General features: G+C 56.3%; 12 protein-coding genes and 1 tRNA gene. 8 read left to right on the top strand and 5 right to left on the bottom strand.

Annotation, left to right across the window (positions count from 1 at the left end; genetic code table 11):
- Nucleotides 1-254: 254 nt before the first annotated feature.
- The 3 genes from ACN0TS_RS07590 to ACN0TS_RS07600 form a co-directional block, all read right to left on the bottom strand.
- Entirely contained in the window at nucleotides 255-6,575 is a 6,321-nt protein-coding gene (locus ACN0TS_RS07590) for a cadherin-like domain-containing protein (RefSeq protein WP_417258747.1), read from the bottom strand.
- Nucleotides 6,576-7,375: 800 nt separating this feature from the next.
- Nucleotides 7,376-7,462 (bottom strand) — tRNA-Leu (locus ACN0TS_RS07595).
- Between the two features lie 68 nt (nucleotides 7,463-7,530).
- On the bottom strand, nucleotides 7,531-8,403 hold the full coding sequence (locus tag ACN0TS_RS07600; protein ID WP_417259085.1) for a neutral zinc metallopeptidase: 873 nt from the start codon (nucleotides 8,401-8,403) through the stop codon (nucleotides 7,531-7,533).
- A 184-nt stretch (nucleotides 8,404-8,587) separates the two neighbouring features.
- On the opposite strand from ACN0TS_RS07600, the gene ACN0TS_RS07605 reads away from it, so the two are divergent.
- The 6 genes from ACN0TS_RS07605 to gluQRS all read left to right on the top strand — a co-directional run bounded on the left by ACN0TS_RS07605 (nucleotide 8,588) and on the right by gluQRS (nucleotide 15,039).
- Nucleotides 8,588-9,166 (top strand): YqaA family protein, encoded by a 579-nt coding sequence (locus ACN0TS_RS07605; protein ID WP_417258748.1) that lies wholly within the window; start codon nucleotides 8,588-8,590, stop codon nucleotides 9,164-9,166.
- Complete coding sequence (locus ACN0TS_RS07610; protein ID WP_417258749.1) at nucleotides 9,163-9,660, top strand: disulfide bond formation protein B; 498 nt, start codon at nucleotides 9,163-9,165, stop codon at nucleotides 9,658-9,660. The genes ACN0TS_RS07605 and ACN0TS_RS07610 overlap by 4 nt, the downstream gene beginning before the upstream one ends.
- Before the next feature lie 18 nt (nucleotides 9,661-9,678).
- Complete coding sequence (locus ACN0TS_RS07615; RefSeq protein ID WP_417258750.1) at nucleotides 9,679-9,825, top strand: hypothetical protein; 147 nt, start codon at nucleotides 9,679-9,681, stop codon at nucleotides 9,823-9,825.
- Between the two features lie 145 nt (nucleotides 9,826-9,970).
- Nucleotides 9,971-12,754, top strand: coding sequence for a DNA gyrase subunit A (gene gyrA, locus ACN0TS_RS07620; RefSeq protein ID WP_417258751.1), 2,784 nt, complete (start codon nucleotides 9,971-9,973; stop codon nucleotides 12,752-12,754).
- A 96-nt stretch (nucleotides 12,755-12,850) separates the two neighbouring features.
- Nucleotides 12,851-14,197, top strand: coding sequence for a methylenetetrahydrofolate--tRNA-(uracil(54)-C(5))-methyltransferase (FADH(2)-oxidizing) TrmFO (gene trmFO, locus ACN0TS_RS07625; RefSeq protein WP_417258752.1), 1,347 nt, complete (start codon nucleotides 12,851-12,853; stop codon nucleotides 14,195-14,197).
- Nucleotides 14,197-15,039 (top strand): tRNA glutamyl-Q(34) synthetase GluQRS, encoded by an 843-nt coding sequence (gene gluQRS / locus ACN0TS_RS07630; RefSeq protein WP_417258753.1) that lies wholly within the window; start codon nucleotides 14,197-14,199, stop codon nucleotides 15,037-15,039. The genes trmFO and gluQRS overlap by 1 nt, the downstream gene beginning before the upstream one ends.
- Nucleotides 15,040-15,043: 4 nt before the next feature.
- Here the strand turns inward: gluQRS and hisI are convergent, their stop codons facing one another.
- Nucleotides 15,044-15,403, bottom strand: a complete 360-nt coding sequence (hisI, locus tag ACN0TS_RS07635) for a phosphoribosyl-AMP cyclohydrolase (RefSeq protein ID WP_417258754.1) — start codon at nucleotides 15,401-15,403, stop codon at nucleotides 15,044-15,046.
- Nucleotides 15,404-15,467: 64 nt separating this feature from the next.
- Here hisI and ACN0TS_RS07640 point away from each other — a divergent pair, with 64 nt between their 5' ends.
- Both ACN0TS_RS07640 and ACN0TS_RS07645 read left to right on the top strand, forming a co-directional pair.
- Entirely contained in the window at nucleotides 15,468-15,914 is a 447-nt protein-coding gene (locus ACN0TS_RS07640) for an iron-sulfur cluster assembly scaffold protein (protein ID WP_417258755.1), read from the top strand.
- 56 nt (nucleotides 15,915-15,970) lie between these two features.
- Complete coding sequence (locus tag ACN0TS_RS07645; RefSeq protein WP_417258756.1) at nucleotides 15,971-17,377, top strand: methyl-accepting chemotaxis protein; 1,407 nt, start codon at nucleotides 15,971-15,973, stop codon at nucleotides 17,375-17,377.
- A 227-nt stretch (nucleotides 17,378-17,604) separates the two neighbouring features.
- Here ACN0TS_RS07645 and ACN0TS_RS07650 read toward each other — a convergent pair whose 3' ends face one another.
- Nucleotides 17,605-17,727, bottom strand: a complete 123-nt coding sequence (locus tag ACN0TS_RS07650) for a hypothetical protein (protein ID WP_417258757.1) — start codon at nucleotides 17,725-17,727, stop codon at nucleotides 17,605-17,607.
- Nucleotides 17,728-17,818: the final 91 nt, after the last annotated feature.

A 17,818-nucleotide genomic window follows, 5' to 3' on the forward strand; every position in this document is an offset into this window, starting at 1 on the left:
CGACATCCTCGACCGCATCCACGATCACACGATCAACCGGCTTGAAGAGTTGTTGCCATGGAATTGGAAGCCTCACGCCTCGAGAGCTGACACTCAAGCAGCATAACCCGCGGTATCAATGAGGCGGTTACGAAAGAAGCCCCGACAATTTTCCATCTTTGAAAACAAAAAACCGGACACCCAGCCCCACTACAGGTTGGTGTCCGGTTCAGACGGCGCCGAAGCGCCGCCTCAGAGCAAAACAAGTGTCGGGTTTAGTTGACCAACAACGCAGCTTCGTGTTTGCGCAGGACGCGACGGGCTGTCACGTAATCCTCGCGGGTCTCGACGTCGCGCAGCTCGGGGAACAAGGCGAAGATCTCTTCGCGGCTCTCCTTGCCAATCCCAGCCAGAGTGTAGTCCCCCGGTTGGAAGCTCTCGGACCATGTACCGTCAGAGAGAACGACTTCGTGGCGATCGAACATGATGTGGATGTAAGTTACATCGCAGGCATCAAGCTCTTCGACGCCCTCACGCCCCACGAGGTGCTTGGCTGCGACGAGGACTTCGTAGTCTTCGAACAACAGCGCCGCTTTCTCGGAGGTCACGAGCATACGGTGGTTCGGGGACACGATCATATCGCGCTCCGGTAGACCCTGACCAAGCGCACCCTTGCGGATGAGAATGGGCTTGAGTTCCGTCCGTTTCGTCATCTCTTCCACGGTCATCTTTTTGGCACCGACCCAACGGATCGTCTGCATCCCGTTGTCACGGGTGATGACCTTGTCACCGACTTTGAGGCTCTCAACCGCACGTTCCCCTTCTGGGGTCGCGATCATCGTTCCGGGGGTAAAGCACGGAATGACTTTCTCGATATTCGTGTAGTTGATGTTGGCGTAGGCGTTGTCGTCAGCGTTATAAAGCTGAACCTGACCGTCAAAGCCGTTTCCATCGCTGTCGGGGTTCTTGACGTGGTTTGTTACAACCCAACCGTTGTCGATCATGTCGGAGAAGTCGAGCGTGTCCCAATCGAGACCACCGGCACCGCCATGCACAGTTGTGTTGTTCAGACCCGATGGGCTCTCGGAGACATAGATGAAGTCGTTATCATCGCCGCCAGAGAGGACGTCATTGTCCCCGCCGCCGTAGATCGTATCCGACCCTGTGCCGCCGTCGACCGTGTCAAAGCCTTCACCCGCCGTGATGGTGTCGTCGCCGTCACCGCCGATGAGAGTGTCGTTGCCTGCGCCACCGTCGATGATGTCGTCGTCGATGCCGCCGTCGATGGTGTCATTGCCATCTTCACCATAGAGCGAGTCTTGGTCGTCGCCACCGATGATCGTGTCGTTGCCCGCACCGCCATAGACCGTGTCCATGTCGTTGTTGGGGAACGGATCGGTTGCATCGTCCTCGTCGGTGTAGTTCATCACCTTGAACGCATCGGACGCGTCGATGTAGTCGTCACCGTCGCCACCCTCGATGTAGTCGGAACCATGTCCGCCGAGGATGTAATCGTCGCCAGCGCCACCGTAGACCGTGTCGTCGTCGATACCTGCTTTGATGGTGTCATTACCAGCATCGCCGTAGATCAGGTCGGCATCGTCGCCCGTTACGATGGTATCGTCGCCGTCACCACCGTGGACCTCGTCCTTCCCGTCGATCTGGTTTTGATCGTTGAGGAACGGATAGCCCGCAGATGGAAGGTTCGGATCATCGCTGATGGTGCCATTGGTGTAGTCGGAGAAGGTGTCGAAGCCGACAATAATCGTGTCGTCCCCTGCTCCACCCTCTACATAGTCGGCGCCTTGGACGTCTTCGATGTAGTCATCACCTGCGCCGCCATAGACGATATCATCGTCGATGCCCGAGTAGATGGTGTCGTCGCCGTCACCGCCCTCGATATAGTCCGCATCGTCGCCTGTGATGATGGTGTCATCACCCGCGCCACCGATGACAGTATCTTTGTCGTCGTTGGGATCGCTATCGACAGGGATGATTTCGGAATAAGGCGAGTAGTCCAGATCGGCCAGATTGTTTGGATCGGTCAGACCAAGCAAGTCCGCGATTGTGTCAGGGCTGTCGCCGCCTGCCACGTCGATGACGTCATCGCCTTCGCCGCCATCCACCGTGTCGGAGCCTTGCTCGTCCACGATAATGTCGTCGCCGTCTTCACCAAAGATGGTGTCATCACCGGTCCCGCCGTCGATGTCATCGTCGCCTTCGCCAGCGTAGATCGTGTCATCGCCGTCGTAGCCATAGATGATGTCGTCGTTTGGACCTTCGCCCGGCAGGATTTCGTCGTTGTTGTCGACCATGTCACCTTCGGGGTCGCCCGTGTAGGTCACATCGATGAGGTCATCACCGCTTGTGCCTTCGACGATACCGTCAAGTGGCTGTTCGTCGACCGTGACTGTGACTTCTGCCGTGTCCTGAAGACCACCGTCGTCTTCAATCGTGTAGGTGATGGTTGTCTCACCTTCAAAACCGTCAGTCGGAGTAAAGGTGATGGTGCCATCGGCATTGATGTCAACGGTGCCGTCGGGGCTTGTCGCCGCGACCACTTTCAAATCATCGCCATCCACGTCCGTGTCGTTGTCGAGCACGTCAATGGTGACAGCTGTGTTGAAGTCTGTGGACGCGGTATCGTCAACCGCATCAGGTGCATCGTTCACAGGTGTGACGTCAACTGTGACGGTGCCCGGTGTTTCGTTGCCATCAGGGTCTTGGGCTGTGTAGGTGATCGTGGCTGGGCCGTTGAAGTCAGGCGCAGGTGTGAACACCAACTCGTTGCCAACGATTTCCACGGTGCCTTGATCTGCAGGCACTGTCGCGTCCGAGATTGTCAAAGGCTGACCGTCTGGATCCGTGTCGTTGTCGAGCACATCAATGGTGACCGCAGTGTCCTCAGGTGTTGTCGCTGTGTCGTCTTCGGTGACAGGTGCGTCGTCGACAGGTGTCACGTTGACGGTGTGAACGCCTGTGTCTGTGCCGCCATTGCCGTCAGAGATTTCGTAGCTGATCGTCGCTTCGCCATTGAAATCTGGAGCCGGCGTGAAGGTCACAGTGCCATCGCCATTGTCAACGAGCGTGCCTTGGTCCGCAGGAACCGTGGCGTTGATCACTGTCAATGTGTCGCCGTCCGGATCTGTGTCGTTGCCGATCAGATCCACGGTGATGGCTGTGTCTTCGAGTGTTGTGTCTTCGTCGTCATTTGCAACAGGCGCGTCATTGACTGCACCGACAGAGATAACGGCCTGACCGTCATCTTCGCCACCCTGACCGTCAACAACGGTGTAGTCGATTGTGACCGGGCCGTTGTAATCAGGTGCAGGTTTGAAGGTGACTGTGCCGTCGCCATTGTCCACCACTGTCCCGAAGGCAGGGTCGACAGAGACGGAGCCAAGGCTCAGCGGATCGCCGTCAACATCAGTGTCATTGCCGATCAGATCAACCACAACTTCGGTATCTTCGTCAGTGGTGTCATTGTCGTCCACAGCCACAGGATCGTCGTTCACAGGCGTGACGTCGATGGTGTGGGTCGCAGAAGACGTGCCGCCGTTGCCGTCCGTGATGGAGTAGCTGATGGTGGCTTCGCCGTTGAAGTTTTCAGCAGGCGTGAAGGTCACAGTGCCGTCGCCATTGTCAACGAGCGTACCTTGGCTTGCAGGCACAGAAGCACCTGTAACCGTCAAGCTGTCGCCATCTGGGTCCGTGTCGTTGCCGAGCAGGTCCACGGTGATGGTTGTGTCTTCGAGTGTTGTATCGCTGTCATCGTTGGCGGTTGGGCCATCATTAACTGCCCCAACGTTTACAACGGCTTGGCCGTCGTCTTCGCCGCCTTGGCCATCCACAACCGTGTAGTCGATGGTGACTGGGCCGTTGTAGTCAGGTGCGGGTGTGAATGTCGCTGTGCCGTCGCCATTGTCCACCACTGTCCCGAACGCAGGATCAACAGAGACAGTGCCGATGGTCAACGGATCGCCGTCCACGTCGGTATCGTTGCCGATCAGATCGATAACAACCGCTGTGTCTTCGTCCGTATCAAATGCGTCGTCCACAGCCACAGGATCGTCGTTCACCGGGGTCACATTGACAGTGACTGTCGCCGTGTCCGTGCCGCCGTTTCCGTCCTCGATGGAGTAGGAAATGGTTGCAGGGCCGTTGAAGTCCTCTGCTGGGGTGAACACCAGTTTGCCTGCCACAATCTCAACAGACCCTTGGTCGTTTGGAACTGTTGCGCCTGTGATCGTTAGCGTGTCGCCATCCACATCCGTGTCATTGTCGAGCACGTCGATGGTGACAGCCGTGTCCTCATCCGTGGTGATCTCGTCGTTTACCGCATCAGGCGCGTCGTTCACAGGTGTGACTGTGACGTCGACCGTTGCAGTGTCCTCGTTCCCTTCGGGATCGCTGACAGTGTAGGTGATTGTGGTCGAGCCGTTGAAATTTTCGTTTGGCTCGAAAGTCAGCGTCCCATTGGGATTGATGGTGACGGTGCCATCGGGGCTTGTGGCTTCATCAACGGTCAGAACGTCGCCGTCCGGATCGGTGTCGTTGCCAAGCACATTGATGACGGTTGATCCGTCTTCTTCAACGGTCGCAGTGTCGTCATGCGCTTCGGGCGGACGACCAACATCGTCGCCACGAACTTCTTCGATTTCGGTGAAGGTGATGGTCTCGCCTGTGGGCTCGCCATCGTCATCCACGAACACAACTGTGCCGTTGATGCCATTGCCGTTAAGATCGTCGGTGACGTTGTCGAGGTAAAACGGACCTTTGCCCGTGAGATCGAGAATGTCCCAATCGTCGCCGCCGTCGCCGCCATCAATGATGTCGCCTGCGCCGCCAAGAATGGTGTCGCTGTCGTCGCCACCGGAAATGGTATCCGCACCTTCGCCGCCGTCGAGCGTATCATCGCCGCCTTCACCGAAGATCAGATCGTCACCTTCGCCGCCGGAAATGACATCATTGCCTGGATCGACGATGTCAACGACAACAGGAGAGTCGATCACTTGACCGTTCAGAGTGAAGCCCGAGTTGACGTCACGCGATGTGAGCGTGAATTCGATGAAGCTCTCGTTTTCAAAGCTGGCCGAGAACCATGCGTCTTGGTCGCTCGGATCATTCTCTTCGGTGCCTTGGGCGGTCACTGTGCCCGAGCCGGTTGTCACGTTCAAGGACGTGTCCGCAGTGGTGCCGTAGTTGCTAAAGGTCTCCGTGGAGATGGTGACTTTTTCAGGCGTGTTCGTCAGATCGAGATCGCCAAAGGTTGCAACCGAGTTGATCGAAATCGGCTCGCCTGTCGCTTGGTTATAGAACTCGAGACGGAAGGAGGCTTCTTTGCCGCCATCAGAGGAATCGTTATTGCCGTTGAGCAAAATTTCGGAGCCTTCGCCGCCTGTCAGGTCAACGTTTAGACCTCTGTCGACGTCGACGACGACGAGTTTCGCCATGACCACGGTGCCATCGGCAGTGGTTGTGACGTTCTCATAGATGACGCTATCGCCTTCGGAGGCACAGCCATCAGCCCCTGTTTGCGATCCTGCGCGGACATTGGAAGCCGAGAGCGACAGGGCGTCGGCATTGTTGCCTGAGGGTGTCGAAATGCCACCGTTGTCGCCGTAGAGCGTGTCATTACCTGCGCCGCCGTCGATGATGTCATCGCCGTTGCCGCCAAACACTTCGTCGTTGCCTTCGCCTGCAAGAACGGTGTCGTCACCGTCGCCTGCCATGATGATGTCGTCATCACCGACTTCGCCGTCGAGAATTGCGTCATCGTTGTCGACCATGTCACCATCCGGATCGCCGGTGTAATCCACGTCGATCAGATCGTCGCCGTCTGTGCCTTCGACGATACCATCGAGATCACCACCTGAGGTGATGCTCGGATCTGAGAACACAGCGACATAGGCAATCGAGCCGTCAAAGTATTGGTCGTAGGAACCATCGTCCACTTCACGCGCGCCGAATGTGAAATTCTCGTCGTCGTTGTCGCCGATGTCCATATTGAGACCGGCGCTGTCGAATTCGGTTTCGTATGTCGTACCTTCAGACAGGTTCTCGACAACGAAAGACCCCTGCCCGTCGTCATCCCAAGAATAGGACACGCGCAGTTCGTCACCTTCATCAAAGAAACCCGCACCCGTGCTCAGGGAGAGAGAGTCCGAGCCAGAATAATGAGCCACAGTTACAGCGCCGTTAGCTGTCACCTGAATGTTGAAATAGCCTTCGCTATCTTTGTCGCAATATTCACCGCGGTTAACGATCGTATCAGGCGAAGAGCCGACATGGTCATCTTGGGTGAACTGGACCTGCACTGTGCCTTCTGAGAGGTCAAACGGTGCATCCTGTCCAGAAACGTCAAAGTAGTCGCAGTTTCCATCGAGTTTTAGCGCCCCGTTTGAGGCATGGGCTCCGCCATGGAAATGACCGTTCTGAGCAATGTTATCGGCAAGCCCGGTGTCTTTTGTCGTGGCCCCATTGGAAAATTCCCAAAGGCCGACCAGATTTTCTACCAAGCTGCTGTTGAAATCAGGTTCTGAAGAACCGGTCGGGGTGGTTGAACCACCGTCATTGCATTTCCACCAAAACGTCATCGTATGTCTCTCCAAACATGAACGCGTCCGAACGGCTCGGAACGCGGAACCAAAACTCAACTGAGCCGGCCATAGTCAAATGCCGATCCACGAAGGAGAGAACCAAGTTTAGAATATACAACAACCGTGGGGGCTGCTTTACAAGCAACCCCGTGAAAACCAGCAGCTATTCACCACCGACACTTGCGTGTCGATTTCCACTGCGGTCACGAGCGTTGTACGATCCAAATATGGAACGTTAACTTCGTGGCCGCCCCCGTGGCCTTGATGCCCCCCAGTTGGGCAAGGCAAGAGATGACGACCTGTGCCGTGCCGTGCAACTGAAATTTTGTCGGAAATGTGTTTCTCACCCTACGTTAACCACGATTTCCCACTATTTATGGGGAGGGAGAGAAATGTTAACTCTAGGTAATATTGTGTGTTTTTTAATTAATTCAATAGTTTATCTTTGATGGTCATTCCCGAAACCTTTATGTCAATAGTAAGGCGGCTCGTGACGTAGTGTTTTTTGAAAAAATAATTCGCTCAATCTGCAGTTGCGCAACGTTCGGTGGAATATGGCAAAAATGTGCCGAAAAACGAATCGTTTCCAGATTGGGAACATAGATTCTCAAACGAATAGTTTTCTTGGTGTGAACAAATAGTTAACGGCAGCGCCAAAAGACTTCAGTCAAAGAAAATACGCGGAAATGTGCTGACAGTAGGTAAAAACACGCGGAAATGCGCTGACTGCAAAGGTAAAACGTCTCCCTGCCCAAATTAGGACATGAACCTCGAAACACACATTTACATTTTTGGAATGGTACCCGTGGGCGGACTCGAACCGCCAAGCCTGTTACAGCGGGGGATTTTGAATCCCCTGTGTCTACCAATTCCACCACACGGGCTGAAGTGAGACGCGGTTTAGCCGAGGTTTTCGTCCTCGTCCAGACCCATATCGCATGAAAATTCGTTTTTATAGCCGCTCGGCGCTAAAGGTGTCGCAGGCGGCTAGGTCCGGCGTCTCAAATCCTGTCGCGAACCACCGTTGCCGCTGCTCGGATGTGCCGTGGGTAAAGGTGTGAGGTGAAGGCACTCGCCCCGCATTACGTTGCAGTGTGTCGTCGCCGATTTGTTTGGCTGCATTCATAGCCTCGGCAATGTCGCCCCGTTCCAGAGATCCAAACCGCTCTTGGGCGTAGCGGGCCCAAATGCCCGAAAAGCAATCGGCCTGTAACTCGATGCGTACAGATATGGCGTTGCTGTCTTCTTCACTCACTTGTGCACGCAAGCGGTTGGCTTGGCTCAGGATGCCCAATTCGTCCTGAACATGGTGGGCGATCTCATGGGCCACAACATAGGCCGCAGCGAAATCTCCGCCTGCCCCCAACTGGCGTTCCATCGTGGTGAAAAAGTCGGTATCAAGGTAAGCCTTTTGATCAGCGGGGCAGTAGAATGGCCCTGTTGCGCCTGATGCTCCGCCACACGGGCTTTGGGTCACACCTTTGAACAGTACCAGAATGGCGGGGTCGTAGGGTTTGTTGACTTGCGCTGCAAAAATCTCGCTCCAGATTTCTTCGGTGTCGGCCAATGTGACAGAGACGAACTCGCCTGCGCGTTTGTCGGCGGCCGTAATCTGTGCGCTGCCACTGGTCCTCACGTCAGTTGATCCCATGCCAACCTCGTTAAGCAAGGGGGTGACATCAACGCCAAGCAGGCCTCCGATCACCACAATGGCGATGAGGCCGAGTCCTCCAACGCCGCTGACTGCTTTGCCCCGTGACATGCCGCCTGCGCTGCTGCGACGATCCTCGATGTTGCGCGATCCGCGCCGCCCTCGCCATTTCATAGTGATGCCCTCGCCAAATCTGTTGGCCCGTACCATAGAGCCGTGCGCCCTGCCCTCAAGCAAAATTACGCGACACGCAGAGGCGCGCCACACGCGGATGTGTGTATGTGTGGTGCGACGCGCATCTTGACCCTGTGGGAGCTTTGGTGCCTAAAGGGCAAAAGTCACGAAGAGACGAGAGCAGATGATCAAGCGCCTTTATCAATGGACCTTGCAGTTGGCCCAAAGCCCCAACGCACTCTGGGCGCTCGCCATTGTCGCCTTCATCGAAAGCTCGGTCTTTCCTATTCCTCCGGACATCCTGATGATCCCGCTGATCATCGCCCGACCGCGTGAGGCGTTCAAAATTGCGGGGATTGCCACTGTGGCATCAGTTGCAGGCGGGATGCTCGGCTATTGGATCGGCTATGGGGCCTTTGAAACCATCGGGCGCCCTGTGTTGGAGTTTTATGGCAAGGACGCCTATTTCGACGAATTCGCGGTCAAGTATAATGAATATGGCGCTTGGGCGGTTCTGATCGCGGGCGTGACGCCCTTCCCCTATAAAGTCATCACAATCCTGTCGGGCACCACGCAGCTGTCCCTGCCCGTCTTTATCGCGGCCTCCATTGCGGCGCGGTCGCTTCGGTTCTTTATCGTGGCGGCGCTGTTGTGGAAATTCGGCACGCCGATCCGCGATTTCATCGAGCGCCGCTTGGGCCTCGTCTTTACACTCCTAATCCTTATCTTTGTGGGCGGCTTTTATGCCGTGAAATACCTATGACCCAAATCGACACTCTCTCCTCTGCCCTGACCCGTTCGCGCCTGGTTGCCTTGGCGGCTGTTGGCTCGCTCGCCGTTCTGCTCGGGGCTTTTGCCTTCCAAGCGGCGGGCTATGCGCCCTGTGCCATGTGTCTGTGGCAGCGATGGCCACATGCTATCGCCATCGGCCTCGGCCTGCTCTTTGCGCTAACACGTGGTCGTTGGGTGGCGCTATTGGGTGCGCTGACGATGATCGTTTCTGCGAGTCTTGGGGTGTTCCACACGGGTGTGGAGCGCGACTGGTGGGAGGGGCCGACCTCCTGCACATCAACGGGCGATAGCTTGTCGGGCCTGTCGGGCGCGGATTTGCTGCCCTCCGCGAGCATGGATGTGTCGATTGCGCTGTGTGACGAAGTGGTTTGGGACTTGTTCGGTCTGTCGATGGCCTCGTATAATGCGCTTGCCTCCGTGGTGTTTGTGGCACTGTGGCTCTGGGCATGGAAATCCCGCGCTTGAGCACCTATTTATACGCGTATGACCAAAGAACAGCCTAAAGTGATCCCGCTCAAACCGCGCTCGCGCCGCCTTGGATCGGAGTTGGCTGACCTGCGTGCGCAAGCGCTCAAAGACCGCCTGAAACGCGCCAATCCGCTCAACCGTCTCAAGCGCCGCAAAAAGTAGTGCGCAAGCGCCGATTCTGCGGTGTTTGACGTCAAATATGCCTCTCTTGTCGCCCAATGGGATCGCCCATTGCACCCTATATCCCGTATGGGGTAGAGTGCCGTACAACACGATATAGATCATAGACAAACAACAGGCGGACAACGTGAGCGACACTCCCCAAACCCCTGATAACGAAGACGAAAATATCCGCACACCCTTTCCTTGGGACGGACAGCATGTCTCCATCACCCATGAGATGAAATCGAGCTATCTCGATTACGCCATGTCGGTGATCGTGAGCCGTGCTATTCCCGATTTGCGTGATGGTCTGAAACCCGTCCACCGCCGCATCCTGTTTGCGATGTATGAAGCGGGCAATACCCATGACAAGAGCTACCGCAAATCGGCGCGTGCCGTGGGCGATACCATGGGGAAATACCACCCTCACGGTGACAGTGCGATCTATGACGCGTTGGTCCGTATGGCGCAGCCGTTCTCTATGTCTCTGCCGCTGTTGGATGGTCAGGGGAACTTCGGTTCGATGGACGGCGATATGGCCGCTGCTATGCGCTATACCGAAGTGCGCATGGATAAACCTGCCGCCTATCTGTTGTCTGATATCGACAAGGACACCGTTGATTTCACGCTGAACTATGATGGTAAGGACAAAGAGCCAACGGTTCTCCCTGCCCGCTATCCCAATATGCTCGTCAATGGCGCGGGCGGTATTGCGGTCGGTATGGCCACTAATATTCCGCCGCACAACTTGGGCGAAGTGATTGATGCGACGCTGGCGCTGATCGAAAACCCAGATGTGTCGACCGAGCGGTTGATGGAGATCATCCCAGGTCCCGATTTTCCAACGGGCGCGATGATGCTTGGCCGTTCCGGCGCCCGCAAAGCCTACCTTGAGGGCCGTGGTTCGGTGATTATCCGCGCCAAAACCCGTGTCGAGGAAATCCGCAAGGACCGCTACGCCATCGTCGTCGACGAAATCCCCTATCAGGTGAACAAGGCCACGATGATCGAAAAGATCGCCGAGCTTGTGCGCGACAAAAAGGTGGAGGGCATCGCCCACGTCCAGGATGAATCCGACCGTGTCGGTGTGCGCGTTGTGGTCGAATTGAAACGTGACGCGACGCCCGAAGTTGTGTTGAATCAACTCTATCGCTTCACACCGCTGCAAACCTATTTCGGCTGTAATATGCTGGCGCTCAACGGTGGACGTCCCGAACAGATGACCCTGCGCCAGTTCCTGGAGCATTTCATCACATTCCGTGAGGAAGTCGTCGCGCGGCGGACCGCGTTCGAGCTGCGCAAGGCTCGTGATCGCGCCCATGTCCTGTGTGGCTTGGCTGTGGCTGTGACCAACGTGGACGAAGTGGTTGCGACCATCCGTGCATCTTCTGACGCAGCAGAGGCGCGCGCAAAATTGATGGAGCGCCGTTGGCCTGCCGCAGACATCGCGCCCTATATCCAGCTGATCGACGATCCATCTCACAAGATGAACGACGACGGCACCTATAACCTGTCCGAGACCCAAGCCCGCGCTATTCTGGAATTGCGCTTGCAACGCTTGACCCAGATCGGGGTCAAGGAAGTCACGGACGAGTTGCAAGACCTTGCAGGGAAAATCAAAGACTACCTCGCCATTCTCGCGTCGCGTGAACGGATCATGGAGATCATCTCCAACGAATTGAGCGAAGTGAAAAACCTCTTTGCTGTACCCCGCCGCACCGAGATCGTGGACTGGTCAGGCGATATGGCCGATGAGGACTTGATCGAGAAAGAGGATATGGTCGTGACCATCACCTCCTCGGGATGGGCCAAACGTACCCCGCTTGCCGATTACCGTGCGCAAAAGCGTGGCGGCAAGGGCCTGTCGGGCATGTCGACAAAGGACGAGGATGTTATCACGACTCTGTTCGTGGCCAACACTCACACGCAACTGCTGTTCTTCACCGATGACGGCATGGCCTATAAGCTCAAGACATGGCGTCTACCGCTTGGCGGCCGGACGGCTAAAGGCAAGCCGCTGTTGCAAATCTTGCCCATTCCGCAAGGCGTGTCTATCGCGGCAATTATGCCCGTGGATCGTGACGAGTTGGAATGGGATGATCTTCAGGTCGTATTTGCCACCTCCAAAGGCTCCGTGCGTCGCAACCGCCTGTCTGATTTCACCAATGTGAAATCGAACGGTAAAATTGCGATGAAGTTCGAAGGCGAAGACGAAAACACCCGTCTGATCAATGTGCGTATCTGTGATGAGAACGATGATGTGATGCTTGTGACCTCAAGCGGTCGCGCCATCCGCTTCCCCGTCACCGACGTGCGCGTGTTCAACTCGCGTAGCTCCACCGGTGTGCGTGGCATCAAGTTGGTCAATGACGGCGACGAGGTGGTGTCGATGTCGGTGATTAAACACTTCGAGGCTGAAAGCTACGAGCGTCAGGCCTATCTCAAAATGCGTCGTCAACTGGCGGGTGCAGATGAAGTCGAGGCCGCCGATGACGACGAAGAGGTTTCGGAAGGCTCCATCAACATGGAACGGTTCGAAGATATGAAAGCCGCCGAAGAACTTCTGGTGACGATCACCAAAGGCGGTATCGGCAAGCTGTCCTCCTCGCATGACTATCCTGTGCGTGGTCGCGGTGGCCAAGGGGTGACCGCAATGGAGAAAACCATGCGCGGTGGTCCGATCGTGGCCTGCTTCCCTGTCGGCATGGAAGATCAGATCATGCTCGCCACTTCCAAAGGCCAATCGATCCGCTGTCCCGTTGGCGGCATCTCCTTCCGCTCGCGTGGCGCAGGTGGCGTGAAGGTGTTCAACACCGGCAAAGGCGAAGAAGTCGTGTCCGTGGCCTATATTGCGGAAAGCGATGAGGACGAGGGCTCCGCTGTTACGGACGCGCCAAGCAATGAGACGCCAGAGACAGACGCGGAATAATCCGCCGCTCTGACGGTTCCAATCACGACAGAACGCGGGGGCAAAACGCCCCCGCTTTCTCTTTTCAATTCCTCAAATGCGCATTAGATGGGCCCTATGACAGATAAAACACTCCACATCGTCGGCGGCGGCATGGCAGGCTCCGAAGCCGCATGGCAGGCTGCGAACCTCGGCATTAACGTCGTCCTCCATGAAATGCGCCCTAAGGTCGAAACCTTTGCGCACCAAACAGGCAATTTCGGAGAGATGGTGTGTTCCAACTCTTTCCGCTCGGATGATGACGAGCAAAACGCCGTTGGGCTGCTGCATTGGGAAATGCGGGCAGCAGATGGTCTTGTGATGTCTGCGGCCGATGCCAACAAGCTGCCTGCGGGGGGCGCCTTAGCCGTTGACCGTGAGGCCTTTGCCGAACACATCACCGCCAAAATCAACGCGCACCCTAATATCTCCGTCGAATTCGGTGAGATCGACGCATTGCCCAAGGATGGCATGTGGATTTTTGCCACGGGACCACTCACCTCCCCCACGCTCGGCGCAGCAATCGCGGCGGAAACGGGCACGGATCGTTTGGCCTTTTTCGACGCCATTGCGCCGATTGTCTATGCCGATAGCATCAACATGGACATTGCATGGCTCCAATCGCGCTATGACAAAGGCGAGACAGAGGACGAGCAAAAGGCCTATCTCAACTGTCCAATGACCAAAGAGCGGTATGAGGCCTTCATCGACGCCCTTGCCGAAGCTGAGAAAACCGAGTTTCACGAAGGCGAAACAGCGGGCTATTTCGACGGCTGCCTGCCGATTGAAGTTATGGCCGAACGCGGGCGCGAAACCCTGCGCTTTGGACCGATGAAGCCTGTGGGTCTCACGAATATCCATGACCCTGAGAACAAGCCCTATGCCGTGGTACAGCTTCGCCGCGACAACAAGCTCGGCACGCTCTACAATATCGTCGGGTTCCAGACCAAGATGAAATACGGTGCCCAAACCGAGGTCTTTAAAATGATCCCTGGCTTGGAGGATGCGGTCTTTGCGCGCCTCGGCGGTATCCATCGCAACACCTTCCTGAACTCGCCAACATTACTTGACGACCAGATGCGTTTGAAATCGCGCCCAAATATTCGTTTCGCGGGTCAGGTGACGGGTGTTGAGGGCTATGTGGAAAGTGCCGCCATGGGCTTGCTCGCGGGCCGTATGGCTGCGGCTGAACTTTTGGGGCGCGATCTGCCACCGCCACCCTTTACCACGGCTATGGGTGCATTGATCAATCACATTACAGGCGGCGCGGAGGCCAAGACCTTCCAGCCGATGAATGTGAACTTCGGCCTCTTCCCTCCGCTCGACGGGATGCGCGGAGGTCGCAAGGGCCGCAAAGAACGCTACAAAGGCTACACAGATCGCGCCAAAGAAGATTATAATCAATGGCTTGATGGTCAAGGTTAATGCAATACGTGACGCGATTTGCACCTAGCCCCACGGGGCCGCTGCACCTCGGTCACGCGTACTCGGCGCTGATCGGTCACAAGATGGCGCGAGCGGCTGGTGGGCAATTCCTGCTGCGGATGGAGGACACGGATCTTGAACGTTCCAAGCCCGAATGGGCCGCTCAGATCGTTGAGGATCTTACGTGGCTCGGGGTGGATTGGGACGGCGAGATTCTGTCTCAGGCGGCGCAACTGTCCTCATACGACAGCAGCCTAGAGCGCCTCGACGCGCTCGGCCTGCTCTACCCCTGTTCGTGTTCCCGCGCCGATATCCGTGCCGCACTGGCCGCCCCACAAGAGGGCGTTCCCCATGATGTCTACCCCGGGACATGCAAACATCGCACGATGGATAGCCGTAAGACGGGCGACGCGCTGCGGCTGCACCTCGACAATGCGCTTGACCGACTTGCGGATCGTGAGGTGAGCTTTGTGGAAACGGGTGCGACACACCAAGGCACCCACGTTATTAACCGCGAGCGGGCCTTGCGCGAGATTGGTGATGTGGTTCTGTCACGTAAGGGCGACGAGATCGTGGCCTATTTCCTCGCCTCTGCCCTCGATGACGTGGCGCAAGGGATCACCCATGTGGTGCGCGGCGAGGATCTCTTTGATTTTACGGCCATTCAGGTGATCTTGCTGACGCTGCTCGACCTGCCTGTCCCGACGTATCACCATCATGGCTTGATCAGGGATGAGAATGGTAAACGCCTCGCCAAACGCGACGATGCCCGCGCCATCGCAACCTACCGCGACGCAGGACTGACACCACAAGAGGTCATCGCCCTGCTGCCGCCGTTTTAAGCGCCTAGTCCATAGGTTTCATCAACTCGACAACTTCACCATCCCGCACCGCGCGATAGAAACAAGTGCGCCGGTTGGTGTGACAGGCCGCGCCCGTCTGGTTGACCAGAACCAGCAGGCAATCGCTGTCGCAGTCATATCGGAAATCTACCAGTTCTTGCACGTGACCCGATGTTTCGCCCTTGATCCAGAACGCCTGACGCGAGCGCGACCAATAGGTGACTTTTCCCGTCTCCAAGGTCATCGCGACAGCTTCCGCATTCATCCAAGCCATCATCAACACCTCGCCCGACGTAGCATCCTGTGCGATTGCGGGAATTAACCCTTTGTCATCAAATTTCAGGGAGGCGGGATCAAAGGTCATGTTCGGTTCTTTCCTTGTGGCACGGCTTGCCCTATCTAAAAGGCCTTGAGATGAAAGGCAAACTATGTCCACCGATCTGGCCAAGCTCTATTCGGGCAAATTGCTCGCCCTTGCCGCTGATATTCCCCATGTCGGTCGCCTCGATGCACCACAAGTTTCTGTGCGTGAACGGGCGCCCCTATGTGGCTCTACCGTGACCGTGGATGTGGTCATGGAGGACGGCAAGGTGGCGCAGTTCGCCCAAGACGTCAAAGCCTGCGCCTTGGGTCAGGCCTCTGCGGCAGTGCTCGGCGCACATATTTTGGGGCGCACGGCGGAGGAGTTGGACCAAGCTCGCGATGAAATGACCGCCTTTCTCAAACAGGATGGTCCCGTGCCATCGGCCCCTTTTGAGGGGTTTGAAGCCTTATTGCCTGCGCGAGACTACAAGAACCGCCATGCGTCCATTTTGTTGGCTGTCACCGCCGCTGCAAAGGCTGCCCATGAAGCTGAGACAGCCAAACAGGTCTAGTTTTAACGGACAGGTAATCGAATTGCTGTAGGCCTCTGCTAAGAGCGGAGGAGCCTATGATTCCAAATCCAACCTTTGAGGCCGCATCCAATGCGGACCCGAAATTGAGCGAACTTGCCGATCACGCAGGGCGATTGGGCTATGAAATCGTCGATATCGCGGGTTTTCTGGATGCAGTGGATCAACAATCCTCAAGCCAACTTATGGTGCTCAAGCAGGTTGAAAAATCTGCCGAGGGTGTGCTTGAAGCCAATTCGACAGTGCGCAACGCCTTGGAAACAGTGACAAGCGTGACCGAAGACACGCTCACGAAAGTCGAGGGATCAGTGGGGTTTGTGCGCGAAAACGGTAAACGCTCCAACACCGTTGCCTCATGGGTAAAAGCGCTATCCGAACGGATGCAGCAAGTCGCCTCCTCTCTTTCCGCCGTTGAACTCGACAACAAGAACATCGCCGACATTGCGCGGCAGGTGAATATCCTCGCGATCAACGCCAAGATTGAGGCGGCGCGTGCGGGGGACTCCGGGCGTGGCTTTGGCGTTGTAGCCGAAGCGATCAATGAGCTGAGCCGTAAAACCGCCACCGCAGCCGAAGGGATCGAGGAAAATATTCAGGCCCTGTCGGGATGGGTCGAGAAATTGAGAACAGAGGCGTCGAGCGTATCCAATGACGCCGCAGTGGTATTGGATGGCTCCGAGGAAACCGATCGCGCCCTGACCGAGATTGCCGATGGGGTGCGTCAGACAAGCGATGCGACCCGTACTATGGCCTCTGAGGCGGAAAAGGTGCGTCTGGCGGTCGAGGAATTCCAACCCGCCTTTGCCTCAATCGGCCAGTCGGCAGAGGCCACCGCATCGGGCATCCATGAGGCACACAGCCGCGTCAACAACCTGATCGACACGTCCGAAACCATTTATCGCACCACTGTCGATCTCGGTGGCGCGAGCGAGGATTTGGTCTTTATCGAGCGCACCAAAGAGGCCGCCAAACAGATTTCGGCCCTCTTTGAAGACGGCATCGCCGCGGGCCGTATTACCAAAGAGGACTTGTTTAACCGCACCTACACACCGATGGGCGGCACAAATCCGCAGCAATATCGGGCGCGGTTTACCGATTTCACTGATGCTGTCCTTCCCGCTGTTCAAGAGCCGATGTTGGAGTTTAGCGACAAGGTCGTGTTTTGTGCTGCGATCGATCCAAACGGCTATCTGCCGACCCATAACAAGAAATTCTCACAGCCTCAGGGCCAAGATCCCGAATGGAATGCAGGCCACGCACGCAATCGACGCATCTTTAATGACCGTGTGGGGTTGAAGGCAGGCCGCAACACCAAACCGTTCCTGCTACAGGTTTACCGCCGTGATATGGGCGGTGGAACTTTTGTCATGATGAAAGATATCTCTGCGCCGATCATTGTGGATGGCGAACACTGGGGCGGTTTGCGTGTCGCCTATACGTTTTAGGCAACCTTGCCCGCACAGAGCGTCTTCCCCCCTGCTCTTTTGAGCCTTAGACAAAAAACCGCCGCACTTCGGGGACGAAGGCGGCGGAAGTATTGATCTGGCGACCGAAAGTGTCGTGATGAGGCACCGACACCTGACGGGACAGGAAAAGGTCAGACATTCAGGGGACGAATGAAGGGTCGCAGGGACAGATCAAGGGCAGAAAGGTAAAATCAAACAGAGGCCAATTAGACGAGAGCCGGCAGGGACAGGCCAGCCATCAGGATCACCATCAAAGAAATGACACCAATCATATCTTCGATCATCGTGGAGCGGGAACGGGCAACGATGGCTTTAATCTCGGTCAACATATGATGTCTCCTACGTGCTGGCGATATTGCGTGATCGCTAAGTGGTTGATGTTTCGTTGCTCATTTGTTCTCACTTTTACCGACCTGTGTA

This window comes from Celeribacter sp., from assembly GCF_048266405.1.
In the GTDB taxonomy this organism is placed as follows: Bacteria; Pseudomonadota; Alphaproteobacteria; order Rhodobacterales; family Rhodobacteraceae; genus Celeribacter.

Coding starts and splice junctions, on each gene's coding strand:
- ACN0TS_RS07590 (WP_417258747.1), bottom strand. CDS start 6,575: ATGACGTTTTGGTGGAAATGCAATGACGGTGGTTCAACCACCCCGACC.
- ACN0TS_RS07600 (WP_417259085.1), bottom strand. CDS start 8,403: ATGAAATGGCGAGGGCGGCGCGGATCGCGCAACATCGAGGATCGTCGC.
- ACN0TS_RS07605 (WP_417258748.1), top strand. CDS start 8,588: ATGATCAAGCGCCTTTATCAATGGACCTTGCAGTTGGCCCAAAGCCCC.
- ACN0TS_RS07610 (WP_417258749.1), top strand. CDS start 9,163: ATGACCCAAATCGACACTCTCTCCTCTGCCCTGACCCGTTCGCGCCTG.
- ACN0TS_RS07615 (WP_417258750.1), top strand. CDS start 9,679: ATGACCAAAGAACAGCCTAAAGTGATCCCGCTCAAACCGCGCTCGCGC.
- trmFO (WP_417258752.1), top strand. CDS start 12,851: ATGACAGATAAAACACTCCACATCGTCGGCGGCGGCATGGCAGGCTCC.
- gluQRS (WP_417258753.1), top strand. CDS start 14,197: ATGCAATACGTGACGCGATTTGCACCTAGCCCCACGGGGCCGCTGCAC.
- hisI (WP_417258754.1), bottom strand. CDS start 15,403: ATGACCTTTGATCCCGCCTCCCTGAAATTTGATGACAAAGGGTTAATT.
- ACN0TS_RS07640 (WP_417258755.1), top strand. CDS start 15,468: ATGTCCACCGATCTGGCCAAGCTCTATTCGGGCAAATTGCTCGCCCTT.
- ACN0TS_RS07645 (WP_417258756.1), top strand. CDS start 15,971: ATGATTCCAAATCCAACCTTTGAGGCCGCATCCAATGCGGACCCGAAA.
- ACN0TS_RS07650 (WP_417258757.1), bottom strand. CDS start 17,727: ATGTTGACCGAGATTAAAGCCATCGTTGCCCGTTCCCGCTCCACGATG.